The 22,332-nt window shown below is 70.8% G+C and carries 21 protein-coding genes; 11 read left to right on the top strand and 10 right to left on the bottom strand.

Annotation, left to right across the window (positions count from 1 at the left end):
• Positions 1-162 precede the first annotated feature (162 nt).
• Positions 163-528, top strand: a complete 366-nt coding sequence (locus tag OHN74_RS24755; protein ID WP_327696780.1) for a hypothetical protein — start codon at positions 163-165, stop codon at positions 526-528.
• A gap of 446 nt (positions 529-974) precedes the next feature.
• On the opposite strand, the gene OHN74_RS24750 is transcribed toward OHN74_RS24755, so the two are convergent.
• Entirely contained in the window at positions 975-1,418 is a 444-nt protein-coding gene (locus OHN74_RS24750) for an ATP-binding protein (RefSeq protein ID WP_327696778.1), read from the bottom strand.
• A gap of 112 nt (positions 1,419-1,530) precedes the next feature.
• On the opposite strand from OHN74_RS24750, the gene OHN74_RS24745 reads away from it, so the two are divergent.
• Both OHN74_RS24745 and OHN74_RS24740 read left to right on the top strand, forming a co-directional pair.
• A complete protein-coding gene (locus OHN74_RS24745) occupies positions 1,531-2,448 on the top strand; it encodes a helix-turn-helix domain-containing protein (RefSeq protein ID WP_327696777.1) in 918 nt (305 codons plus the stop codon).
• Positions 2,445-2,630 (top strand): DUF397 domain-containing protein, encoded by a 186-nt coding sequence (locus OHN74_RS24740; RefSeq protein ID WP_327696775.1) that lies wholly within the window; start codon positions 2,445-2,447, stop codon positions 2,628-2,630. Before OHN74_RS24745 ends, OHN74_RS24740 begins: the two co-directional genes overlap by 4 nt.
• On the opposite strand, the gene OHN74_RS24735 is transcribed toward OHN74_RS24740, so the two are convergent.
• The gene (locus tag OHN74_RS24735) at positions 2,614-3,300 is read right to left on the bottom strand and encodes a TetR/AcrR family transcriptional regulator (protein ID WP_327696773.1); all 687 of its coding nucleotides are present in this window, start codon (positions 3,298-3,300) and stop codon (positions 2,614-2,616) included. The two genes, OHN74_RS24740 and OHN74_RS24735, sit on opposite strands and share 17 nt — an antisense overlap.
• A gap of 128 nt (positions 3,301-3,428) precedes the next feature.
• Between OHN74_RS24735 and OHN74_RS24730 the strand changes: the two genes are divergently transcribed.
• Both OHN74_RS24730 and OHN74_RS24725 read left to right on the top strand, forming a co-directional pair.
• Entirely contained in the window at positions 3,429-4,559 is a 1,131-nt protein-coding gene (locus OHN74_RS24730; protein ID WP_327696772.1) for an FAD-dependent oxidoreductase, read from the top strand.
• Between the two features lie 76 nt (positions 4,560-4,635).
• On the top strand, positions 4,636-7,791 hold the full coding sequence (locus OHN74_RS24725; protein WP_327696771.1) for an ATP-binding protein: 3,156 nt from the start codon (positions 4,636-4,638) through the stop codon (positions 7,789-7,791).
• Here OHN74_RS24725 and OHN74_RS24720 read toward each other — a convergent pair.
• From OHN74_RS24720 to OHN74_RS24705, 4 genes are all read right to left on the bottom strand, one after another.
• Positions 7,772-8,563, bottom strand: coding sequence for an ABC transporter permease (locus tag OHN74_RS24720; RefSeq protein WP_327696770.1), 792 nt, complete (start codon positions 8,561-8,563; stop codon positions 7,772-7,774). The genes OHN74_RS24725 and OHN74_RS24720 overlap by 20 nt on opposite strands.
• Positions 8,560-9,540, bottom strand: a complete 981-nt coding sequence (locus tag OHN74_RS24715; RefSeq protein WP_327696769.1) for an ATP-binding cassette domain-containing protein — start codon at positions 9,538-9,540, stop codon at positions 8,560-8,562. Before OHN74_RS24715 ends, OHN74_RS24720 begins: the two co-directional genes overlap by 4 nt.
• A gap of 175 nt (positions 9,541-9,715) precedes the next feature.
• Positions 9,716-12,100: a serine/threonine-protein kinase gene (locus tag OHN74_RS24710; protein WP_327696767.1), complete on the bottom strand. Its 2,385-nt coding sequence runs from the start codon at positions 12,098-12,100 to the stop codon at positions 9,716-9,718.
• Between the two features lie 251 nt (positions 12,101-12,351).
• Positions 12,352-13,071 carry a VOC family protein gene (locus OHN74_RS24705; RefSeq protein WP_327696765.1) on the bottom strand — a complete coding sequence of 240 codons (720 nt, stop codon included), beginning with the start codon at positions 13,069-13,071 and terminating at the stop codon, positions 12,352-12,354.
• Between the two features lie 168 nt (positions 13,072-13,239).
• On the opposite strand from OHN74_RS24705, the gene OHN74_RS24700 reads away from it, so the two are divergent.
• Positions 13,240-13,887: a TetR family transcriptional regulator gene (locus tag OHN74_RS24700; protein ID WP_327696763.1), complete on the top strand. Its 648-nt coding sequence runs from the start codon at positions 13,240-13,242 to the stop codon at positions 13,885-13,887.
• Positions 13,888-14,059: 172 nt separating this feature from the next.
• Here the strand turns inward: OHN74_RS24700 and OHN74_RS24695 are convergent, their stop codons facing one another.
• Both OHN74_RS24695 and OHN74_RS24690 read right to left on the bottom strand, forming a co-directional pair.
• On the bottom strand, positions 14,060-14,569 hold the full coding sequence (locus tag OHN74_RS24695; protein WP_327696762.1) for a nitroreductase family deazaflavin-dependent oxidoreductase: 510 nt from the start codon (positions 14,567-14,569) through the stop codon (positions 14,060-14,062).
• Positions 14,569-15,792 carry an acyl-CoA dehydrogenase family protein gene (locus OHN74_RS24690; protein WP_327696761.1) on the bottom strand — a complete coding sequence of 408 codons (1,224 nt, stop codon included), beginning with the start codon at positions 15,790-15,792 and terminating at the stop codon, positions 14,569-14,571. Before OHN74_RS24690 ends, OHN74_RS24695 begins: the two co-directional genes overlap by 1 nt.
• A gap of 172 nt (positions 15,793-15,964) precedes the next feature.
• On the opposite strand from OHN74_RS24690, the gene OHN74_RS24685 reads away from it, so the two are divergent.
• Positions 15,965-17,134 (top strand): thiolase C-terminal domain-containing protein, encoded by a 1,170-nt coding sequence (locus OHN74_RS24685; protein WP_327696760.1) that lies wholly within the window; start codon positions 15,965-15,967, stop codon positions 17,132-17,134.
• A 25-nt stretch (positions 17,135-17,159) separates the two neighbouring features.
• Here the strand turns inward: OHN74_RS24685 and OHN74_RS24680 are convergent, their stop codons facing one another.
• The gene (locus OHN74_RS24680) at positions 17,160-17,681 is read right to left on the bottom strand and encodes a cysteine hydrolase family protein (RefSeq protein ID WP_327696759.1); all 522 of its coding nucleotides are present in this window, start codon (positions 17,679-17,681) and stop codon (positions 17,160-17,162) included.
• A gap of 122 nt (positions 17,682-17,803) precedes the next feature.
• On the opposite strand from OHN74_RS24680, the gene OHN74_RS24675 reads away from it, so the two are divergent.
• From OHN74_RS24675 to OHN74_RS24665, 3 genes are all read left to right on the top strand, one after another.
• Positions 17,804-18,382 carry a TetR/AcrR family transcriptional regulator gene (locus OHN74_RS24675; RefSeq protein WP_327696758.1) on the top strand — a complete coding sequence of 193 codons (579 nt, stop codon included), beginning with the start codon at positions 17,804-17,806 and terminating at the stop codon, positions 18,380-18,382.
• 70 nt (positions 18,383-18,452) lie between these two features.
• The gene (locus OHN74_RS24670) at positions 18,453-18,845 is read left to right on the top strand and encodes a type II toxin-antitoxin system RelE/ParE family toxin (protein ID WP_443060571.1); all 393 of its coding nucleotides are present in this window, start codon (positions 18,453-18,455) and stop codon (positions 18,843-18,845) included.
• Positions 18,842-19,180 (top strand): XRE family transcriptional regulator, encoded by a 339-nt coding sequence (locus tag OHN74_RS24665; RefSeq protein WP_327696757.1) that lies wholly within the window; start codon positions 18,842-18,844, stop codon positions 19,178-19,180. The genes OHN74_RS24670 and OHN74_RS24665 overlap by 4 nt, the downstream gene beginning before the upstream one ends.
• A 123-nt stretch (positions 19,181-19,303) precedes the next feature.
• On the opposite strand, the gene OHN74_RS24660 is transcribed toward OHN74_RS24665, so the two are convergent.
• Positions 19,304-19,714: a Fur family transcriptional regulator gene (locus OHN74_RS24660; RefSeq protein ID WP_327696755.1), complete on the bottom strand. Its 411-nt coding sequence runs from the start codon at positions 19,712-19,714 to the stop codon at positions 19,304-19,306.
• 310 nt (positions 19,715-20,024) lie between these two features.
• Between OHN74_RS24660 and katG the strand changes: the two genes are divergently transcribed.
• Positions 20,025-22,253, top strand: coding sequence for a catalase/peroxidase HPI (gene katG, locus OHN74_RS24655; RefSeq protein ID WP_327696753.1), 2,229 nt, complete (start codon positions 20,025-20,027; stop codon positions 22,251-22,253).
• The last annotated feature ends 79 nt before the right edge of the window (positions 22,254-22,332 follow it).

Here is a 22,332-nt window from a genome sequence, read left to right as displayed (position 1 = left end):
CCGTCCGTCGGGTCAGCCGATGGACGGAGACCGCCCTCGCGGGCGCCGGCCGGCTGCTGGTCCCAGCGGTCGGCCGCGCGTCGGCACGCGACGGCCGGGCGCCGCGTGCCAGCGCAGCTGAAAACCCGCACATCAGAACAGACAAAGCGAGGGGACACTCCAATGGGTGTTTACGTGTCGATCAGAGGGTGGCTGGAATGCGACGAGAAACAACTCGCCGCCGTCCACGAGATCACCTCCTCACACGAAGACAACCACTACACCAGCGGATGGGGCTCACCCCGCCAACACGTCAACTGGACCCACTACCTCTTCTACGGCGCCGACATCCGCGAGTCGGCTCTTGACTGGTTCACCGACCAGATCGAGAAGATCGCCCGGATCCCCGCTTCCGATGACGACGGAGACCGCGTCCGGGGTCTGTTCCTTGTCAGTCACGAATCCGACGGGATGGCCGAATGGCAGATCCGCGATGGCCAACTCCTCATCACACTGGCCGACAAGAGATACCGGTACCTCGACGAATAGCTGCACGCAATCCGGTGATTCCCACACCCGACTCCACCATGCCGAATCACCGACCGGCCCATCACGGACGAGCCCTTCCCTCTGCCGGAGGGTGTTTTCAGAGAGTCAGCCGAACCAGCCCACCTGTACGACCACGATCCGCTCACCGCGAATGTCCGTCAGGTACGTACGTGAGCATGAGCAGCCCCCGGCTCTCGGTCCGCACGCCGGGCCCCGGCCCCGTGTAGGCAGCCCCTTCCAGGAAGACCATGGACTCGCGCACGGCGAGCTCGTTGGCCAGCCGCTCAGGCGGGACGGCACAACGGTGGCCACTGCCTGGCGCAGGTCGGGGAGCGTCAGCTCCGGGCGGGGAATGAGCGGACCGTCCCCGTCCGCGTACGGCATGGTCTTCGGCCGCCACTCGTCGAGCCGCGTTCCGGCACGTGCCCACGCTGACGCCGTTCCCGTCACTTCTGGACGCCGATGAGCGGACCGGCCTCGCACGGGACGCCAGCGAGCCCCCACTCCGCCCAGACCGTCTTCCCCACCCCACCCCGTGGCCCCACGCCCCACTGTTCGGCCAGCGCCCCGACCAGCAGCAGCCCTCGCCCGAACTGGTCGTCGTCGGCCACCTCACGCGGACAGGGCATCCGCTCGGCACGCGGGTCGCTGACCTCGACGCGCAGCGCGGCGGCCGTGACGGTGAGCCGTACCCGGATGAGGCGCCCCCGGAGGCTTCCGTGCAGCAGGGCGTTGGTCAGCAACTCGCTGACGACGAGGGCGACATCACCGGCCAGCCCCGGATGCCCCCACTCGACGACCAGTCGGGCCGTGCGGGTGCGGGCGAGGGGGACGCTGCGGGGGACGGGGGTGTAGTCGAGGCGGTCTTCGTGGAGGAGGGGGTCGGGCATGGGGGTGCACCTCCAGGTGCGCGGGGTTGCCGATAGGTGATCGGCCGAGCACTGAACGTAGCGAGCCATTAGGTTTGAGCACAAGCGGCTTGGAGACAATTGGCTCCATCGTGTGACGGCGCACCCCGCGAGGCGCGAGACTGATCCCGTGAACCGATCCGCACCAACAGGTAACCGAGCGTCAACTGTCCTGGGTCGCCGCCTCGGTGGGGAGTTGCTACGCCTCCGGGACGCCGCCGGAAAGACACAGCAGCAAGCCGCCGGCGTTCTCGACGCGACCAACTCGAAGATCGTGAAGATGGAGCAGGGCCTGGTACCGATGCGTGACATCGACATCCGGGCGTTGTGCGAGTGCTACGGCCTGGAGGACCCGAAAACGCTCAGTCGGCTACTCGCCCTCGCCAAGCTCGACCGCGAACGCCGCAAGACAAAGGGCTGGTGGCAACATGCCCCGCAGGCCAGGGGGATCGCCGAGTACATCGCCATGGAGGACGCCGCCTCCGAGATCCGTACATGGCAACAGTCGCTGATTCCTGGGCTGTTGCAGACCCCCGAGTACACCAGGGGAGTGGTTGTCAGCGCGGGACTGTGGCAGGACCCTGACGAGATCGAGGGCGTTGTCGATGTACGGCAGAAGCGCCAGGCTCGACTGTCGGGGAGCAACCCGCTCCAGTTCTACGCAGTCATCGGAGAGGGCGTCCTGCGCCAACAGGTCGGCGGCCCCGAAGTCATGCGCGCCCAGTTGCGGCACCTCATCGAGGTCGCCGAACTCCCCAACGTCCGTATCCAGGTACTGCCCTTCCGCTCCGGTGGTCACGCGTGCATCGGCGGATCCTTCAACATCGTCTCGTTCGCGGAAGCCGAGGCGGTTGACGTGGTCCATGTCGACAGCATCGCGGCTACCGTGTGGGTCGAGAACGAGGCCGACAGTACGACGTACAGCTCATTCTTCGACCGCACGGCAAGACTGAGCCTCGCTCCGAAAGACTCGCTCAGGCTGGTCGAGAGCACCTGTGAGGACATGCATTGACAGACCACTTCAGATTCGTGAAGTCCACCTACAGCACCGCCAACGGCGAATGCGTCGAGGTCGCCCGCAACCTCCCCGGAGTCGTCGCCGTCCGCGACTCCAAGACACCCCCCGAAACCCCAGACGCCCCCATACTCCGCCTCTCCCCCACCGCCTGGCGGGAGTTCACCGCAGCTCAGTGATTCCGGTGATCCCGGCGACGATGAGGTCGATCCCTGCCAGGAACTCCTCCCGGTCGTCGTGATCGCGTAGCTGGTCCGCGACGCTCCGGGTGAACGCGTACTCGTCGGGGTCGAGGTTCGCCCAGGAGGCCGAGACGGAGCCCAGGAACTCGGCCCTGGTCGCGTCCGGGGGCTGGTCGCGGGCGTTGGCCGCGTTCTGGCCGCCCACGCCGAGGATGTAGTTCAGCAGTGCGGACGCTGCCGTGAAGTGGGCGGTCTGGGGCACCCCGAGCGCCTGGACCTGGCGCCCGAGGTGCTCGAAGATCCGCAGCAGCGGCGACTGCGCCGGGGCGCGGGCGAGTTGCGTGCCGATCCACGGGTGGGCGTCGATCGCGTCGAACACGCCGACCGCGAGAGCACGGACCGCCTCCTGCGGTGTCGCTTCGGCGGTGGCGGCGGGGGGCATGGCGCCGGCGACCACGGACTCCGTGGCGGCGGCCAGCAGTTCGTCCTTGCCCGTGACGTGCCAGTAGATCGCGCCGGGCCCCGTGGCGAGGCGCTGGGCCAGTGCGCGGAACGTGAGTCCGCCCTCGCCCGACTCGTCGAGAAGCCCGATCGCCTCCTCGACGATGCGCTCCCGGGAGAGCGGTTCCTCTCGTCGCTCCGGACGACGCCTCCTGGTGACAGCCATGCACGCATCCTGACACACGCCTGGAACGTCGTTCCAGCTTGACATCTCTGGAACGGCGTTCCAGGCTGGCTCCCGAACAAGCTGGAACGGCGTTCCAGACGTGCTGCGACCTACCAGGAGCCACCACCATGACCACTCGCGAAAACGTCACGATCATCGGCGCCGGACTCGGCGGACTGACCCTCGCCCGCGTCCTCCACGTCAACGGCATCCCGGCGACGGTCTACGAGGCCGAGGCCTCCCCGACCGCCCGCGCACAGGGCGGGATGCTCGACATCCACGAACACGACGGCCAGCTCGCGCTCAAGGCGGCCGGCCTGTTCGACGAGTTCCGCGGCCTCGTCCTGGAGGGCCGCGAGGCGACGCGGATCCTCGACCGCGACGGCACCGTCCTGTTCGACCGGGCCGACGACGGTACGGGAGGCCGCCCCGAGGTACTGCGCGGCGATCTGCGGCAGCTGCTGATCGACTCGCTCCCGGCCGGCACCGTCCGGTGGGGGCACAAGGTCAGCGGCACCCGCACCCTCGGCGAGGGCCGCCACGAGGTGACCTTCGCCGACGGAACCTCCGTCACCACTGGCCTGCTGGCCGGCGCGGACGGCGCCTGGTCCCGCGTCCGGCCGCTGCTCTCCGACGCGGCACCCACGTACACCGGCATGTCGTACGTCGAGACCTACCTGTTCGACAGCGACACCCGGCACCCGGCCCACGCGAAAACGGTCGGCGGCGGGGCCCTGTACGCGCTCGCGCCGGGAAAGGGACTCGGGGCCCACCGGGAGAGCGGCGGCACCCTGCACACGTACGTGATGCTCAACGAGCCGCAGGACTGGTTCGCGGGCATCGACTTCACCGATTCCGCCGTGGCCACGGCGCGGATCGCGCAGAAGTTCGACGGCTGGGCGCCGGAACTCACCGCGCTGCTCACCGACGGTGAGACCGCACCCGTTCTGCGCATCCTCCACGCCCTGCCCATCGAGCACCGGTGGGACCGGGTGCCGGGGGTGACCCTGGTGGGCGACGCCGCCCACCTCTCGATCCCGAACGGCGAAGGCGCCAACCTGGCCATGTTCGACGGCGCGGAACTCGCCGGCGCCATCGCCGCACACCCCGGCGACATCGAGACCGCGCTCACCGAGTACGAGCAGGCCATGTTCCCCCGCAGCGCCGCAGCCGCCGCCGACGGCACCCGACTCCACGAGCTGCTCTACGGCGACAACACACCCCACGGTCTGGTCGACCTGTTCAGCGGAATCGCGTAGCCCCGACAGCCGCCCGCGCGGCGGGAGTTCACCGCCGCCCGGCGAACCGGGCCGACCCCTTGACTACGCTGCACGCATGTCCACCGACCTGACCCTCCTCCCGCGTGTCGCCTGGCACCGACAGGAAGTCACCGCGCCCCGCCTGCGCGCCCTTCTCGCACTGCTCGCGGCCGATCTGCGCACCGGCTGCGGCACCGAGCGGCTGGTGGCGGGGCTGTGGCCGGAGGAGTTGCCCGAGCGGCCGGGCAAGGCGTTGCAGGTCCTCGTGTCCAGGGCGCGGGCGCAGTTGGGCGCCGACGTCCTCGCGAGCACGCCGACCGGGTATCGGCTCGCCCTCGCCGAGGAACAGGTGGACAGCTCCGCCCTGTTGCTGCACGCCGCCGCGAGCGCGGACCGGGCCAGGGCCGGGGACCACGCGGGATCACTGGCCGCCGCCGAGGCCGGGCTCGCGCTGTGGGAGGGGACCTCGGACGGAAACGGGGACGGGACCGGTGACATCCACGACCCTGTTGCCGCGCTCCGCGCCGAACGGGTCCCCGTCCACCGCACCCTCGTACGCGCGCGGGCGCTCGCGCTCGCCCGGCTGGGGCGGCACGCGGAGGCCGCCGGGCCACTGGCCGTGGCCTTCGCGGAGCATCCGCGCGACGAGGAGGTGCTCGCCGAACTGCTGCGCGCCGAGGCCGCGTCGGCGGGACCGTCTGCCGCGCTGACCCGGTACGAGGCGTATCGGAGAGGGCTGCGCGAGACGCTCGGCACCGACCCGGGGGCCCAACTCAAGTCCGTACAGCAGGAGTTGCTGTCCGGCGAGGCGCCCGCTGTCAGGCACGGTGTGCCGCACGAACCGAACCCGCTGCTCGGGCGTGACGACGCCGTCGCCGAGGTCGAACGGCTGCTGCGCGCCTCCCGCGCCGTCACCGTCGTCGGCCCCGGCGGCCTCGGCAAGACCCGGCTCGCGCACGCCGTCAGCCGCCGGGCCGAGCAGCGCGTGGTGTACTTCGTGCCGCTCGCCGGTGTCACCGCGGACGAGGACGTGGCCGCGGAGGTGGCCTCCGCGCTCGGGGCGGGCGAGAAACGGCCCGGCGCCATGGGCGGCCACGACCCGGTGTCCGGCATCCTCGGTGTGTTCGGCGCCGGGCCCGCACTGCTGGTCCTGGACAACTGCGAGCAGGTCGTCGCCGGTGCCGCCGCCCTCGTACAGGCCTTGGTCTCATCCGCCAGGAACCTGCGGGTGCTCGCCACCAGCCGGGCCCCGCTGGGCCTCACCTCGGAGGCGGTGTACGCGCTGCCTGAGCTCGAACTCGCCACCTCCGTCGAGCTGTTCACCCAGCGGGCCAGGGCCGCCCGGCCCGGCGTGGAGCTGCCGCCGGACGCGGTGGCCGGGCTGTGCCGTCACCTCGACGGGCTGCCGCTCGCCGTGGAACTGGCGGCGGCCCGGGTGCGGGTGCTGTCGGTGCCGGAGATCGCCCGCCGCCTCGGCGACCGGTTCGCGCTGCTGCGCGGCGGGGCCAGGGACGTACCGGAGCGCCACCGCACACTCCACGCGGTCGTCGACTGGAGCTGGAACCTCCTCGACGAGGAGGCCAGGGCCGCGCTGCGCCTGCTGTCCGTCTTCCCCGGCGGCTTCGCCGGCGAGGCGGCCGAGCAGGTCCTCGGGGAGGACGCGCTGTTCCTGCTGGAGCAGTTGGCCGACCAGTCGCTGCTCACCGTCGCCGAGACCCCGGCCGGTGTGCGGTTCCGGATGCTGGAGACCGTACGGGAGTTCAGCGCGGCCCGGCGCGCGGAGGCCGGCGAAGAGGAGGAGGCCGTCGGCCGGTTCCTCGCCTGGGCGCGGGACTTCGGGGTCGCCCACCACGACTGGTACTTCGGGTCGGCGCCGATGGCCGCCGGGGAGCGGATCAGGGCCGAGCAGGACAACCTCGTGCTGGCCCTGCGCCACGCCCTGGCCCGTACGGACGGCCCCACCATCGCCGCCCTCACCGCCGTCCTCACCGCTCTGTGGTCCACCGGCTCCAACTACCCCCGCCTCGCCGCCCTCGCCGCGGACACCGGCCCGCCGCTGTCGCACTACCACCCCGAGCCCGAGTACGTCGAAGTCGCCCGCGCCGCCGCTGTGTTGTGCACGGCCAGCCTGTTCATGGGCTACGGCCCGGTCGCCGTACGCCAGCTCGTCACCCTGCGGCGGCTGCCCCCGGCCCCGCCGGACACGCTGCTGCGCGCCATCGCGGTGGTGCTGAGCGCGATCCCCGAGATGCTGCCGCCCGACTACGAGGTGCTGCAGAAGCTCTGCGACAGCGAGCAGCCGCTGCTGGCCGGCACCGCCGAGTGCGTCGCCACCTACGTCTGGGAGTCGGAGCACGACATCGACGGCGCGCTCGCCTCGGCTCGGCGGATCATCGCCGCGCTGGGGCCGGCCGACAACCCGTTCCTCCAGGTTCTGGGGCACGCCCGGCTGAGCGAGCTGTGCCTGCACACGGAGCAGGGTGAGGCGGCGTACGAGCATCTCAGGGCGGCGCTCGACATGCTGCCGAGGCTCGGCGACGAGCGCGACTCCATCGGCGTACGCGGGGGTCTCGCCCTCGCCTGTCTGCAGCGCGGCGACCCCGACGAGGCCGAGTACTGGCTGCGGCAGGCGGAGGTCGCCAACGCCGCGCAGAAGGACGACTCCGACAGCGCCGACCTCGGCGTCCGCGCCGAGATCGCGCTCGCCCGCGGGCTGACGGAGGTCGGGCTCGGCCTGTGGCGCGGTGTCGTGGAGGGGATGGCCGAGGCCGACTCGATGCACAGCGACGACCCCTTCCTCGACCGGTGGATACTGCAGCTCCAGTCGGCGGCGGTGACGGCGCACGCACACGCCGGCCGTCTCGAACTGGTCGCGCGGCCGGTCCTCCGGCTGCGCGAGGGGCTGCGGACCCTGCTCTCCGGTCCGGCCCGCTCACCCATGGAACTCCCGGTGTTCGGGACGATGCTCCACGCCCTCGGCATGGCGGGGCTCGCCTCCGGCGACGACATCCCGACCGCCGTACGGATGCTGGCGCTGGCCGAACGGCTGCGGGTGCTGCGCGACTACCAGCCGACGATGTCGGCGGACCGCGCCCGCCGGGCGGTCGGGGCCGCCGGGAACGCGGCCGGGGCGGCGTACGCCGACGCGGTGTCGGAGTACGCCGCCCTGGGCCGGGACGAGTTGCGGGACGCGGCCCGCGCTGTCATGGCGGTTACTTCGGGTCGCGGTTGAACTGCGCCGTCGACCAGCGGTAGCCGAGCACGGTCAGACCGACGCACCAGGCGATGGCGATCCACCCGTTGTCGCCGATCTCGGTGCCGAGGAGAAGCCCGCGGAGGGTCTCGATGGCGGGCGTGAAGGGCTGGTACTCGGCGATGGGCTGGAACCAGCCCGGGATCGCGTCGATGGGGACGAAGGCGCTGGAGATCAGCGGAAGGAGGATCAGCGGTGTCGCCATGTTGCTGGCCGCCTCGGGGTTCGGGCTGGCCATGCCCATCCCGACCGCGATCCAGGTGAGCGCCAGGGTGAACAGGGCGATCAGTCCGAACGCCGCCAGCCACTCCAGGGCCGTGGCGTCCGTGGACCTGAAGCCGATGGCCACGGCGATGAGACTGACGAGGACCAGACTGGCGAGCACTTGCAGCACGCTGCCGACGACGTGCCCGACGAGCACGGACCCGCGGTAGACCGCCATCGTGCGGAAGCGGGCGATGAGGCCCTCGTTCATGTCCATGGAGACGGAGACCGCGGCCCCGATCACGGTGGAGCCGATGGTCATCATCAGGAGGCCCGGGACGAGATAGGCGATGTAGGCCGAGCGGTCGGCGCCGCCTCCACCGATGCCCGCGCTCATCACGCCTCCGAAGACATAGACGAAGAGCAGCAGCAGCATGATCGGCGTGAGCAGCAGATTCAGCGTCATGGACGGGTAGCGGCGCACATGCAGCAGGTTGCGGCGCAGCATCGTGGACGAGTCGCGCACGGCGAGGGAGAGGGCGCTCATCGGACAGACTCCTTGGACTGGCTGGGCTGGCTGGGGGCGGTGCCGGGGCCGGTGAGGGCGAAGAACACGTCGTCGAGGTCGGGGGTGTGCACGGTCAGCTCGTCCGCCTCGACGCCGGCCGAGTCCAGCCAGTCGAGGATGGAACGCAGCTCGCGCTGGCTGCCGTCGCTGGGGATCTGGAGGGCGAGCGCCTCGTCGTCCCTGGTGACCTCGCGCAGGGCGGCGGCGGCCGAGTGGTAGGCGACCGGGTCGGTGAAGCGGAGCCGGACGTGCCCGCCGGGGACGAGCCGCTTGAGCTCCTCGGCGCTTCCCTCGGCGGCGATCGTGCCGTCGTTCAACACCGCGATACGGTCGGCGAGTTCGTCGGCCTCCTCCAGGTACTGGGTGGTGAGGAAGACGGTCACCCCGTCGGCGACCAGCCCGCGGATGATGCCCCACATGGTGTGGCGGCTGCGCGGGTCGAGGCCGGTGGTCGGCTCGTCGAGGAAGATGATCCGCGGGTTGCCGACCAGCGTCATGGCGATGTCCAGGCGGCGCTTCATACCGCCGGAGTAGGTGGAGGCGGGCTTCTTCGCGGCGTCGGTGAGGTCGAAGCGCTCCAGGAGCTCGGCGGCGGTACGGCGGCCCTCGGCGCGGGACAGGTGGTGCAGGTCCGCCATGAGGAGCATGTTCTCCTCGCCGGTGATCAGTCCGTCGACGGCGGAGAACTGCCCGGTGACACCGATCGCGGCCCGTACCGCGTGCGGGTCGGTGGCGAGATCGTGGCCGCCGACGCGCAGTTCGCCTGCGTCGGCGGTGATGAGCGTGGAGAGGACCTTGACCGCGGTGGTCTTGCCGGCGCCGTTCGGGCCGAGGAGGGAGAAGACCGTGCCGGTCGGTACCGCCAGGTCGATGCCGTCGAGGACCGTCTTGTCCCCGTAGGCCTTCCGCAGCCCCTTGGCCGCGATGGCGAGTGAGTGCGATGTCGTCGATGTCATGCCGAGGAGACTGCGGCAGAGCGCATTCAGCGCGGTTTCACGACGGTTTCAGCGCCCTGGAACCAGGACCGCGCACTGTGGCGCTGCCCGTAGGGGCGCGCCACAGGGGCGCGGGGAACTGCGCGACAAGCCCCCACGGACCCGCGGCCACACACCCGGCCGAAAGCCCCTCGGCTCACCCGGTCCGAGCCGTCCCCGTCCCCTTCTCCGCGTCCAGCGCGTACACGCACCGGTCCTTGCTGCACGCGTACACCACGCCGTCCTTGACCACGGGGGCGCCGGTGATCTCGCCGCCGGTCGCCAGCTTCCATCTCAGGCGGCCGTCGTCGGCCTTCAGGGTGTACAGGAGGTGGTCCGTCGAGCCGAAGTGGATGCGGCCCTCGGCCACCGCCGGGGCGCCGACGATGTCGCCGCCCGCCTGGAAGCGCCACTTGGGGGTGCCGGTGACCGCGTCGAGCGTGTAGAGGCCCTTGCCGCTGCCGACGTGCACATGGCCGGCCGCCACCAGTACCGGTTCGATCGAGGCGCGCGACTCCGTCGCGATCCGCCATCTGTCCCGTCCGTCGGTCGCGTCGAGGGCGTAGACCGTGCCGAGGTAGTCGGCGAGGTAGATGCCGCCGCCCGTGACCGCCGGGCCGGGCGCGAAGGTGGGCGGCGAGAGGAACACCGCCGGAGCCTCGAAGTGCCAGCGGACATGGCCGCCTGCCACGTCGATCGCCAGGACGCGGGTGCCCGCGGAGACGTACACCTGGCCGTCGGGGCCCGGGGTCAGCCGTACCGGGACTCCGCCGCAGGAGGCGGCGTCGCCGATCGGGTAGGACCAGCGCTCGTCACCCGTACGGGCGTCCAGGGCGCGGAGCCGGCCCTCCTGCCACACGAAGACCGTGCCCTCGTGGACCTGGGGCCCGGCCTCCGGGGACTCGAAGTCCGTCTGGGCGCCGCCGTGCTCCCACAGCTTCTGGCCGGTCGCCGCGTCCCAGCCCTGGACGCCACCGCCGCGCGTACCGGTGACGACCGTGCCCCGGTCGGCCTTCAGGGAGTACACCCAGGCGTCCGTGGACAGACGCCACAGGTCCATGCCCTCGCGGGCGTCGAGAGCGAAGAGGGTCGGGCCGTCGGAGGCGTGGATACGGCCGTCCGCGACCGCCATCGACCAGGCGACGTCCCGCGTCTTGAAGCGGCGGCGGCCCGTCATCACGTCGAGGGCGTGCACCTCGAAGGAGGTGACGTAGACCAGGTCGCCGGCGACGGCCGGGGTGCCCCAGACATCGTTCGACATACGGAAACGCCACGGGCGCCAGCCCGCCGGGGACTCCGGGGGCAGCGGCGGCGCGACCGGAAGGGGATTCGGGTCGGCGCCGTTGACGCCGGGGCGCGGACGCGACCAGGAGGCCACGAGGCCGGCCTCCGGCGGGGGTGCCTGTACGGCGGCGGCGCGGGCGTCGGCGACGCGCGGACCGGGACCGATGGGCACGGGGGCGCCGGCCAGCCGCACGGGGCCGGTGTCCGGCGCTCCGGTGGGTACGGAGGACGGCATGGGGCCGGGCAGGAGACCTGGTCCGGGGCCGCGTCCGAAGCCCTGCGCGGGCTCGTGGGCCGGTGGCGGCGGGATCGCCAGCCTGCCACCGCTCCTGCCGCCGGACGACTGCGGCTTCGCCGCCGGGCGGCCACCGCGCCGCGCCTCGATGAGGGTCACCGCCCGTTCGGGCAGCCATGCGGAGGCCGTACCGCTGTCGTCGGAGCCGGAGCCGTAGAGGTGGGGGGCCAGCTGGGCCTGGAGGTCGGCGGGGTTGGGGCGGCCGGTCGCCTCCATCTGCATCAGGGACTCGATGAGGGGGCGCAGTTCGTCCGGCAGGCCTTCGAGGTCCGGGCCCTCGCGCAGCAGCATGAAGACCGTCTCGACCGGGTTCGCGCCGTGGAAGGGGGCGTGGCCGGTGGCCGCGAAGACCAGCATCGAGCCGAGCGAGAACACGTCGCTGGCGCCGGTCACGCTCCGCGAGTCCTTCGCCTGCTCGGGGGACATGTAGGCGGGCGTACCGACGGCGACATTCGTCATCGTCAAACGTGTATTCGAGACACCTGAGGCGATACCGAAGTCGATGACCCGGGGTCCGTCCTCGACCACCAGCACGTTGGAAGGCTTCAGGTCGCGGTGCACAAGACCGGCCCCGTGGATGGACTGCAGCGCCTCCGCGACCCCCGCCGCGAGCCAGCGCACCGCCTGGGCCGGCATCGGCCCGCACTCGTTCACTATCTCTTCGAGGGAGGGCGCGGGAACGTACGCGGTGGCCAGCCACGGTACGGCGGCTCGCGGATCGGCGTCGACGACGGCGGCCGTGTAGAAGCCGGAGACGGCCCGCGCCGCCTCCACCTCACGCGTGAAGCGGACCCGGAACAGCTGGTCCTCGGCGAGTTCGGTCCGGACCGTCTTGATCGCCACGCGCCGACCGGAGGCCGAACGCGCGAGATAGACCAGCCCCATGCCGCCGGCACCCAGCCGCCCCAGCACCTCGAACGGCCCGATACGCCGCGGATCGTGCTGCGTCAGCGGATCCACCACTTGCCTGCCACCTCCCCGTACGAGCCGCGTCACCTACATATGTACGCGACCTCGTGCAGCGTCTCACCACCGCCACCGCGTTGGCGGCACGCACCCCGATTCTTCCTGGCCGGGGCACAGGTTGCGAACTCGGATACGAAACGGGATGTCTCGACCGAAGTCTGGACAAAAACGCTTCCCGAGGGTGCTCCCGCACCTGCTCGCGCCCGTTCCGAGGCGGCTCATGACGCCTGATGGCAGCCGATGACGGCTCATTTTCGGAGGAGTGCGAACGACGCTCCCTGATTGTCCGTGACGACCGCCACATTCCCGTACGAAGTGTCGAAGGGCGGCACCTGGACACGACCGCCGAGCCGGTTCACCGTCCCGAGCGCCGCCTCCATGTCCTCGACGGCGAAATGGACCAGGAAATGAGGCGGCATCTCGGCCGGGAACACCTCCGAGACGGCGGCCCTGCCGAAGTCGGGGACCGCGTCCGGTCCGAAGAGGGCCTCGTGGAAGAGATGACCGTAGAAGTCGTTGGCGACGGCGGTGTCCCGGGCGTACAGCTCGGCCCAGGCGAAGGTACCGGGCTCGTGACAGCGGCCGAATCCGTGGTGCGTCCCGGCCTGCCAGAGGCCGAACACGGCCCCCTCGGGGTCGGTGGCCAGCGCCGTCGTGCCCAGTTCGCCCACCGGAACCGGCGCGGTGATCACCTGTCCGCCGGCCGCGTGGATCCGGGCGACGAGGGCATGGACGTACGGGGTGGCGAAGTACACCGTCCAGACGGTGGGCATCCGGCCGTCGGTCTTGTGGGCGAGGGAGGCGACGGGTTCGCCGTCGCACAGGGCCTGCGTCAGGCCGTCCTTCTCCCGGAAGGACCACCCGAAGAGGTCACCGTAGAAGCGCTTGCCCGCCTCTACGTCGGGCAGCTGGGCGTCCACCCAGCAGGGGACGCCCTCTGTGCGGGCGGATGCCCTGTTTTCGGCCATACCGTCAAGTTAACGGCCCTTCACGCATCCCGCAGAGCAGGCGTGGCATCGGGTGCGGGACCAGGCACAGCCGCCTCTCGGCACCCTCCAGACGCCCTCTCACCTCCCGCGCACCCCATTTGCAGTCGGCCGAATCGCGCTCCGATCACCCCTCGGTAAGCTGACGGCATGACAGGACAAGTGCGTACCGTCGACGGCCGTGTGGCCGGCCGGCGTGGGCAGGCGACCCGGCAGAAGCTGCTCGACTGCCTCAGCGAGATGCTCAGCTCCTCCCCTTACCGGGACGTCAAAGTCATCGATGTCGCCCGGAAGGCGGGGACTTCGCCCGCCACCTTCTACCAGTACTTCCCGGACGTCGAAGGCGCCGTCCTGGAAATCGCCGAGCAAATGGCCACCGAGGGCGCCGGGTTGACCCAGCTGCTCGCGGGGCGGTCATGGGTCGGCAAGGCCGGCTGGCAGACCGCCCAGGAACTCGTCGACGGGTTTCTGGAGTTCTGGCGGCGCAACGACGCGATCCTCAGGGTCGTCGATCTGGGTGCGGCCGAGGGCGACAAGCGGTTCTACAAGATCCGCATGAAGATCCTCAACTCCGTGACCAACTCCCTTACGGACACGGTCACAGAGCTCCAGGCCAAGGGCAGGGTCGACAAGGACGTCAGCCCCGCCGCCATGGCCGGCTCCCTCGTCGCGATGCTCGCGGCGGTGGCCTCCCACCAGAAGGGGTTCCAGACCTGGGGTGTGAAGCAGGCCGAACTGAAGCCGAACCTGGCTCAGTTGGTCCATCTGGGCGTGACCGGCAAGAAGCCGACGAAATAGCCCAGGCCACTCCACTTATCCAGGTTCCGCGGCCCTTCAGGCCCAAGTCCTGTCACGCAGGCGGTGGTTCACTCCGGTGGACCACCGCCTGTCGCGCGTCAGCAGCAGGTTCCCGGCTTGCGAATGCTCGGCTTTCGGATGTTCGGCTTTCGGCTGCCCGGCCCTCGGGTGCTCAGCGCCGTACGATCCGGAAGATCCGTATCTCCCGCTCCACCCGCGCCTGGTACGTCGCGTACGGCGGCCAGAACGCCAGCAGCGCCTTCCAGGCGGCGTCCCGCTCCTCGCCCGCCAGCAGCCGGGCCGTGACCGGGATGTCCTCCCCTTTCCAGCTGACCTCGGCGTCCGGATGGGCGAGGAGGTTGGCGGTCCAGGCGGGGTGACCGGTACGCCCGAAGTTGGACCCGATGAGCAGCCAGCTACCGCCGGTCTCCTTTCCCGCCCCCTCCCCCTCTCCCTCCGGCATACAGGCGAGCGGCGTATGCCGCAGCTGCCCGCTCTTCGCCCCGCGCACACTGAGCACGACCCCGGGCAGCAGCTGGGCACTGAGCAGCACCTTGCCCCTGGTCAGCCGGTGGACGGCCCGGTCGAGCGCGGGGACGACGTGCGGAGCGATCCGCGCGAAGGCCGGCGCCGAGGACACCTTCTGGACCGCCTTCACCACTCTCGCCGCTGTGACAGGCATCAGACGGCCACCTCTCCCGTGTCGAAGAGCCGCGCGGCCTCGGCTGCGTGCGCCCGGAGCCGGTGCACCGGCCCGAACAGCAGCTCGTCACCGGCGGCGCGCTTGAAGTACAGCTGGGCCTCGTGCTCCCAGGTGAAGCCGATACCGCCGTGCAGCTGAACGCCCTCGGCGGCGGCCGTACGGAGGGAGTCGAGGGCCTGGGCGAGGGCGAGCCCGCCGACCCGCTCCCCCTCGTGGGCAGTCGTGGCAGTTGTGGCGCTCGGCTCGGTCGACGCGCTTTCCCAGGCCGCGTAGTAGGCGGCCGAACGTGCCGCCTGGACCTGGACGTACACATCGGCGAGCCGGTGCTTGACGGCCTGGAAGGATCCGATCGCCCGCCCGAACTGCTCGCGCCGCTGGGCGTGTTCGACGGTCAGTTCCAGGATCCGGTCGGCGGCCCCGACGGCCTCGGCGGCCAGCACGGTGGCGGTGACGTCTCCGGCGCGGGCGAGACAGGCTCCGACGTCGGCGTCCTCGTCGCCCAGCAACTCGGCCGGCACGTCCCGCAGTTCGAGGCGGGCCTGGGGGCGGGTCGCGTCGAGGGAGGTCTGCCGGGTGCGGACGAGACCGGGGGCGTCGCCGGGGACGAGGAAGAGAAGGGTGCGTGAGCGGGCGTATCCACCGGCGTGGGCCGCCACGAGGAGGAGCTCGGCGCTGTGTCCGTCGAGGACCTGTCCGACCTGCCCGTACAGCCGCCAGTCACCTGACCGTCGGGCCGCCTGAACACCTCCGGCCCGGCCTCCCCCGGCCCAGTCGCGGCGGGGTTCGCCGGTGAGGGAGAGGACGGTGGCCAGACAGGCACCGGGAACGGCGAGGGCCGCGGTCAGGGCGCCGGAGGCGATGCGCGGGAGGAGCTCGGCGCGCTGTGCGTCGGTGCCGAGGGCGGTGACGAGGGGGGCGGCCAGTACGGCGGTCGCGAGCAGCGGCGAAGGGGCCAGAGAGCGCCCCAACTCCTCTGCGGCAAGCGCGAGTTCGGTCGTGGTGCCGCCCACTCCGCCGTGCGTCTCGGGCAGGGCGAGGCCGGGCAGACCGAGGTCGCCGGCGAGGGCCGTCCAGAGGGCGGGGTCGTACCCGGCCGGGGTGTCGACGGCGGCTCGTACGTCGCCGGGCGAGCACCGCTTGTGGAGCAGTTCGCGGAGAGTACGGCGGATGTGGTCCTGCTCGGGGGTGAAACGGGCGTCCATGACCTGCCCCTCCTGGGCGTCCGCGGCGCCCGTTCAGCGGGATCTGACGGTTCGTCATATTAGGGCGGACGCACCCTGCCGCACAGAGCCTGAGCTGATATACCGTCAGATTCATGCTGAGTCGACGACGAACGGGCAGGCGGCGAACGGGCGGACGGCGAGAGGGCGGACGGTGAACCGGAAGGTCGCGATCGTCGGGGTCGCCCTCTCGGACTGCGGCCGGGTGGACGACACGACCCCGTACGCACTGCACGCACAGGCCGCCCGGCGCGCGCTGGCGGACTCGGGGCTCGGCCGGGAGGTGGTGGACGGTTTCGCGTCCGCGGGTCTCGGCACGCTGGCCCCCGCCGAGGTGGCCGAGTACCTGGGCCTGCGCCCCACCTGGGTCGATTCCACCTCGGTCGGCGGCTCGACCTGGGAGGTCATGGCGGCGCACGCGGCGGACGCGATAGCGGCGGGCCACGCGAACGCCGTACTCCTGGTCTACGGTTCCACCGCCCGCGCGGACGTCAAGGCGGGCCGCCGGACGGGGAACCTCTCCTTCGGCGCACGCGGCCCGTTGCAGTTCGAGGTCCCGTACGGCCACACCCTGATCGCCAAGTACGCGATGGCCGCCCGCCGCCACATGCACCAGTACGGCACGACGATCGAGCAGTTGGCGTCGGTGGCGGTCCAGGCGAGGGACAACGCGGCACTGAACCCGGAGGCGATGTTCCGTACGCCGATCACCGTCGACGAGGTGCTCGACGGCCCGATGATCGCGGACCCCTTCACCAAACTGCACTGCTGTCTGCGCTCGGACGGGGGCGCGGCGGTGCTGCTGGTGGCCGAGGAGTACGTACGGGACTGCCGTACGCGGCCGGTGTGGATCCTCGGGACCGGCGAGCACGTCTCGCACGTGAGCATGTCGGAGTGGGCCGACTTCACGGTGTCCCCGGCGGCGGTGAGCGGGCGGATCGCCTTCGAGCGGGCGGGAGTTCGGCCGGACGAGATGGACTTCGCGGAGATCTACGACGCGTTCACCTACATGACGCTGGTGACGCTGGAGGATCTCGGCTTCTGCGGGAAGGGCGAGGGCGGCGAGTTCGTGGATGCCGCGAAGGGCCGCCTGAGGGTGGCGGGCGGCGAGCTGCCGGTCAACACGGACGGGGGCGGACTGTCGGCCCAACACCCGGGAATGCGGGGCCTGTTCCTGCTGGTGGAGGCGGTACGGCAGTTGCGCGGGGACGGGGGTGCGCGGCAGGTCCGTACGGCTGGGGGAGGCCTGCCGGAGCTCGGGGTGGCCTCCGGCACCGGGGGCTGGTTCTGCTCGTCGGGGACGGTGGTGCTGGGCCGGGGCTGAGCGGGGAGGAACCGGGGGCCGGCTGTCAGGGGCGCAGCTCGGGGATCTCGTCCGCCGACAGGACGTCGGCGATGCGCCACAGCCCGATCCAGCTCTTCGGGGCGACCGACTCGTCGAGGAGTACGGCGTTGACCTCGGGGTCGGGGTCGTCGCAGGCGTCGGCGCAGACGGTGACCTTGAATCCGGTGTCGACCGCCCACCTGGTGGTGGAGAGCACGGTCCCGGAGGTCGCCACGCCCGCGACGACGAGCCGGCCGACCCCGGCGGCCTCCAGCAGCTCGCGGAGGTCCGTGGTGGCGAAGGCGCTGAAGCTGGTCTTGGTCAGCACGGTCTCGCCCTCGGCGGGGGCCAGGAGCGGGTGGATCCGCTCGCTCATGCCCTGCGGGACGACATGGAAGACGGGCAGCCCGGCCGTACGGGCGGCGGTGAGGGCGTGTGCGGCGCGTTCGGCGACGGAGGGGGCGTGGCTGAAGTTGTCGACGATGTAGGTGACGTAGTCGAGGGCGAGGAATGCCGTCCGAGTGGCGGGGGCGTCAGGGGTGGCCACGGGGTTCTCCTTACGAGACGAGCACATGTGCCGGGGCTAGAATCGGAGACTGCGCCCCGGTTTCCTCACCGTACCGGAGACACCGCCCCGCTTAAAGGCTTCACGACGAGGGAGACCCGGAGATGGCCACGGAGAACCGGCCCCTGCGCGCCGATGCCCGCCGCAACCGGGACCGGCTGCTGACTGTGGCGAGGGAGGCGTTCGCCGCCGAGGGGCTCTCGGTCTCGCTGGACGAGATCGCGCGCCGGGCGGGCGTGGGGCCGGGCACGCTGTACCGGCACTTCCCCACGAAGGAGGGCCTGTTCGAGGCGGTGATGCGCGAGCGCCTCGACCCGCTCCTCGCCGAGGCCCGCGCCCTGCGCGACGCGGACGACCCGGGTGCGGCCCTGTTCACGGTGCTCGACCGACTGGTGACGGACGCGGTGACGAAGGCGGACCTGATCGACGCGATCGCCCACGCGGGGCCGGAGGTCCGGGCGACGGTCGACGCCACCTCCGCCGACCTGCACCGCGTGATCGGCCACCTGCTGACCCGCGCCCAGTCCGCCGGCACGGTCCGCGCCGACATCGGCATCGCGGACCTGATGGCGATCCTGTCGGGCATCCTGCTGGCCCTGCGCCACCGGGCGAACGCGGGCGCGGACCCTCAACTGGCGCTGGCGGTGCTGTGCGACGGGCTGCGGGCCAGGGCAGGGCACTGACTACGGGCGGCGCTCCGTTCACCCATTAGGGCGAATATGACTCGAAACGGACACCGCGGTTAATGCTTGCATTAATTTTCCGGGCAGGGCTCAATGGGAAGTAATCCTCGTCGCCGAGGTAGCGGCGTGGTTCGGTGAACTGATCACGGCGGATCAAAGCAGCGCGAATCAAGTGGAAGACGCCATCGACGCGTTGGCACTCCTCGGGCCCGCGCTCGGTCGCCCACTCGTCGACCGGATCAAGGGCTCGCAAGAACACCACCTGAAGGAGCTGAGACCCGGATCATCCGGGACCGGCGAGATCCGCGTCCTCTTCGCGTTCGACCCCGTACGCCATGCCGTCCTACTGGTCGCCGGGGACAAGGCCGGAAACTGGAGCGGCTGGTACGACACCAACATCCCGATCGCCGAGAAGCGCTACCAGCAACACATCGCCGAGCTGCACACAAGGGAGTATGAATGAGCACCGTCAGCTGGGAGGAAGTCAAGCGCCGGATGCACGAGCAGCAGAGGGCCGCCGGTATCCCTGTGCGGTCCCCCGAGGAGAAGCAGGCCGACATGGACCGCCTCCTCGCCGAGGTGCGGGCCTACAAACTGGCCGAGATCCGCCGCGAGCAGGAACTCACCCAACGCGAGATCGCGGACTCGATGGGTGTCTCCACACCCCGCATCTCGGCGATCGAGCACGGCGAGATCGACCGAACCGAGGTAGCAACCCTGCGCTCCTACGTACGGGCCCTGGGCGGGGAGCTTCGAGTGATCGCCGACTTCGGGGACTCCGCCTACACCGTGGCGTAACGACCACGGTGCCGCGAGGGTCCGTTCGGCCTTCGCGGCACCCCTGTGGTCGGAAAGCACACCCGCGCGCCTGTCGGCAGACCGGACTCGCCCACCGAATCCGCCGCCCTCGACTCGGCTCCGCTACGCGCAGGCCCCGCACAGCCCCCGATAGGTGACTTCCACCTGGGACACCGTGAAGCCGAAGCGTTCCTCCGCGGGGAGGTCCGCCAGGGGGTCGCCGGTGGGGTGGACGTCTCTGATCGTGCCGCAGTTGGAGCAGATCAGGTGGTGGTGGGGGTGGTGCGCGTTCGGGTCGTACCGCTTGGCCCGGCCGTCCGTCGCTACCTCTATGACCTCTCCGAGGGAGACCAGCTCGCCCAGGGTGTTGTAGACGGTCGCACGGGAGATCTCCGGCAGCCGCTGGGCCGCGCGGGCGTGCACTTCGTCAGCTGTGTAATGGACGTGTTCGCCGTCGAGGACCTCCGCAACGACACGCCGCTGGGAAGTCATCCGCCAGCCGCGTCCACGCAGTCGCTCCAGCAGGTCGCTCATATCGTTCACCTATTCAGGTTCGGTGGAATACACGGATTTTACCAGTGGACGTCCGGGTTCCGATAGGATATGGATTTGTCACACTTCTTGACTTGGACCTTGTCCATTGTAGGATCGCTTACGGCGATGGCCAAGGGAGCCAAGGGACAGGAAGAGACTCCAGTGCGGCACCAGTGCGGCAGGAGACAGCAGCGACGTGACGGCGTGTGTGACCTCCTCCACATGGCCGACCGTCCCCCCACCCCCCTCCAGTTCCTGAGAACGCAGTTCGTGAGCAGCACCGAGATCTGCCCCGTCCGGAAGGATTCCCATGTCTGAGAACCATGACGCGATCGTCACCGACGCGAAAACCGAGGGCACGGGTGGCTGCCCGGTCGCGCACACGCGCGCCCCGCACCCGACCCAGGGCGGCGGCAACCGCCAGTGGTGGCCCGAGCAGCTGAACCTGAAGATCCTCGCGAAGAACCCCGCCGTCTCGAACCCGCTCGGCGAGGAGTTCGACTACGCCGCCGCGTTCCAGACCCTCGACCTCCCTGCCGTCAAGCAGGACATCGCCGCGGTACTGACCGACTCCAAGGACTGGTGGCCGGCCGACTTCGGGCACTACGGCCCGTTCATGATCCGTATGGCCTGGCACAGCGCGGGCACCTACCGCATCAGCGACGGCCGCGGCGGCGCCGGCGCCGGTCAGCAGCGCTTCGCCCCCCTGAACAGCTGGCCGGACAACGGCAACCTCGACAAGGCCCGCCGTCTGCTGTGGCCGGTCAAGAAGAAGTACGGCCAGAGCCTCTCCTGGGCCGACCTCATGATCCTCGCGGGCAACGTGGCCCTGGAGTCGATGGGCTTCGAGACCTTCGGCTTCGGCGGCGGTCGCGCCGACGTGTGGGAGCCCGACGAGGACGTGTACTGGGGTCCCGAGAAGGTATGGCTCGACGACGAGCGCTACACCGGCGACCGTGAGCTGGAGGAGCCCCTCGGCGCCGTCCAGATGGGCCTCATCTACGTCAACCCCGAGGGCCCCAACGGCAACCCGGACCCGCTCGCCGCGGCCCGCGACATCCGCGAGACGTTCCGCCGTATGGCGATGAACGACGAGGAGACCGTCGCCCTCATCGCCGGTGGCCACACCTTCGGCAAGACCCACGGCAACGGCCCGGCGGACGCTGTCGGCCCCGACCCCGAGGCCGCCCCGATCGAGCAGCAGGGCTTCGGCTGGAAGAGCACGCACGGCTCCGGCAAGGGCGGCGACGCGATCACCAGTGGCCTTGAGGTCACCTGGACGAGCACGCCGACCCAGTGGAGCAACGGGTTCTTCAAGAACCTGTTCGAGTACGACTACGAGCTGACCCACAGCCCGGCCGGCGCCCAGCAGTGGGTCGCCAAGGACGGCGCGGGTGCGGGCACCATCCCGGACGCCCACGACGCCTCGAAGTCCAAGCCCCCGATGATGCTGACGACCGACCTCTCGCTCCGGTTCGACCCGGCGTACGCGGAGATCTCCCGTCGCTTCTACGAGAACCCGGACCAGTTCGCGGACGCCTTCGCCCGCGCCTGGTACAAGCTGACCCACCGTGACCTGGGCCCGGTCGTCCGCTACCTCGGCCCCGAGGTCCCGTCCGAGACGCTGCTGTGGCAGGACCCGCTGCCCGCGGTGACGCACGAGCTCGTCGACGCCGCCGATGTCTCCGCCCTCAAGGCGCAGATCCTCGCCTCCGGCCTCACGGTGTCCCAGCTGGTCTCCACCACCTGGGCCGCCACGTCCTCCTTCCGCGGCAGCGACAAGCGCGGCGGCGCCAACGGTGCCCGTATCCGCCTCCAGCCGCAGGCCGCCTGGGAGGTCAACCAGCCCGACGAGCTGGCCCAGGTGCTGCGCACCCTGGAGGGTGTCCAGACGTCCTTCAACGCCGCCCAGTCCGGCGGCAAGCAGATCTCGATCGCCGACGTGATCGTCCTCGCGGGCGCCGCGGGCGTCGAGAAGGCGGCCAAGGACGCCGGCTTCGACATCGAGGTCCCCTTCACCCCGGGCCGCGTGGACGCGACGCAGGAGCAGACGGACGTCGAGTCCTTCGCCGCCCTGGAGCCGACCGCCGACGGGTTCCGCAACTACCTCGGCAAGGGCAACCGCCTTCCCGCCGAGTACCTGCTGCTGGACAAGGCGAACCTGCTCAACCTCAGCGCCCCCGAGCTGACCGTCCTCGTCGGCGGCCTGCGCGTCCTCGGCGCGAACCACCAGGGCTCGTCGCACGGCGTCTTCACCGACACCCCCGGCAAGCTGACGAACGACTTCTTCGTCAACCTGCTGGAGCTGGGCACGGAGTGGACGGCCACGTCCGAGGACCAGAACACTTTCGAGGGCCGCGACGAGTCGGGCCAGGTCAAGTGGACCGGCACCCGTGCCGACCTGGTCTTCGGCTCCAACTCCGAGCTGCGCGCGGTGGCGGAGGTCTACGCGAGCGACGACGCCAAGGAGAAGTTCGTCAAGGACTTCGTCAAGGCGTGGGTCAAGGTGTCGAACGCGGACCGCTTCGACCTCGTCTGATCCACTGCTCACCTGAGTAACAGCGTCCAGGCCGGCCCGTACGGGTCGGCCTGGACGTTTTCGTTACCCCCGCACATCC

Origin of the sequence: Streptomyces sp. NBC_00459, from assembly GCF_036013955.1 — a bacterium.
Taxonomy (GTDB): domain Bacteria; phylum Actinomycetota; class Actinomycetes; order Streptomycetales; family Streptomycetaceae; genus Streptomyces.
Note: the sequence above shows the minus strand (reverse complement) of the source record. Positions and strands in the feature narration are given on the sequence as shown.

What these genes read in the sequence shown, in the direction of transcription:
- OHN74_RS24690 (WP_327696761.1), bottom strand. Translation starts at nt 15,792, where the DNA reads ATGGACGCCCGTTTCACCCCCGAGCAGGACCACATCCGCCGTACTCTC.
- OHN74_RS24725 (WP_327696771.1), top strand. Translation starts at nt 4,636, where the DNA reads ATGTCCACCGACCTGACCCTCCTCCCGCGTGTCGCCTGGCACCGACAG.
- OHN74_RS24715 (WP_327696769.1), bottom strand. Translation starts at nt 9,540, where the DNA reads ATGACATCGACGACATCGCACTCACTCGCCATCGCGGCCAAGGGGCTG.
- OHN74_RS24755 (WP_327696780.1), top strand. Translation starts at nt 163, where the DNA reads ATGGGTGTTTACGTGTCGATCAGAGGGTGGCTGGAATGCGACGAGAAA.
- OHN74_RS24750 (WP_327696778.1), bottom strand. Translation starts at nt 1,418, where the DNA reads ATGCCCGACCCCCTCCTCCACGAAGACCGCCTCGACTACACCCCCGTC.
- OHN74_RS24720 (WP_327696770.1), bottom strand. Translation starts at nt 8,563, where the DNA reads ATGAGCGCCCTCTCCCTCGCCGTGCGCGACTCGTCCACGATGCTGCGC.
- OHN74_RS24665 (WP_327696757.1), top strand. Translation starts at nt 18,842, where the DNA reads ATGAGCACCGTCAGCTGGGAGGAAGTCAAGCGCCGGATGCACGAGCAG.
- OHN74_RS24700 (WP_327696763.1), top strand. Translation starts at nt 13,240, where the DNA reads ATGACAGGACAAGTGCGTACCGTCGACGGCCGTGTGGCCGGCCGGCGT.
- OHN74_RS24695 (WP_327696762.1), bottom strand. Translation starts at nt 14,569, where the DNA reads ATGCCTGTCACAGCGGCGAGAGTGGTGAAGGCGGTCCAGAAGGTGTCC.
- katG (WP_327696753.1), top strand. Translation starts at nt 20,025, where the DNA reads ATGTCTGAGAACCATGACGCGATCGTCACCGACGCGAAAACCGAGGGC.
- OHN74_RS24735 (WP_327696773.1), bottom strand. Translation starts at nt 3,300, where the DNA reads ATGGCTGTCACCAGGAGGCGTCGTCCGGAGCGACGAGAGGAACCGCTC.
- OHN74_RS24705 (WP_327696765.1), bottom strand. Translation starts at nt 13,071, where the DNA reads ATGGCCGAAAACAGGGCATCCGCCCGCACAGAGGGCGTCCCCTGCTGG.
- OHN74_RS24730 (WP_327696772.1), top strand. Translation starts at nt 3,429, where the DNA reads ATGACCACTCGCGAAAACGTCACGATCATCGGCGCCGGACTCGGCGGA.
- OHN74_RS24675 (WP_327696758.1), top strand. Translation starts at nt 17,804, where the DNA reads ATGGCCACGGAGAACCGGCCCCTGCGCGCCGATGCCCGCCGCAACCGG.
- OHN74_RS24660 (WP_327696755.1), bottom strand. Translation starts at nt 19,714, where the DNA reads ATGAGCGACCTGCTGGAGCGACTGCGTGGACGCGGCTGGCGGATGACT.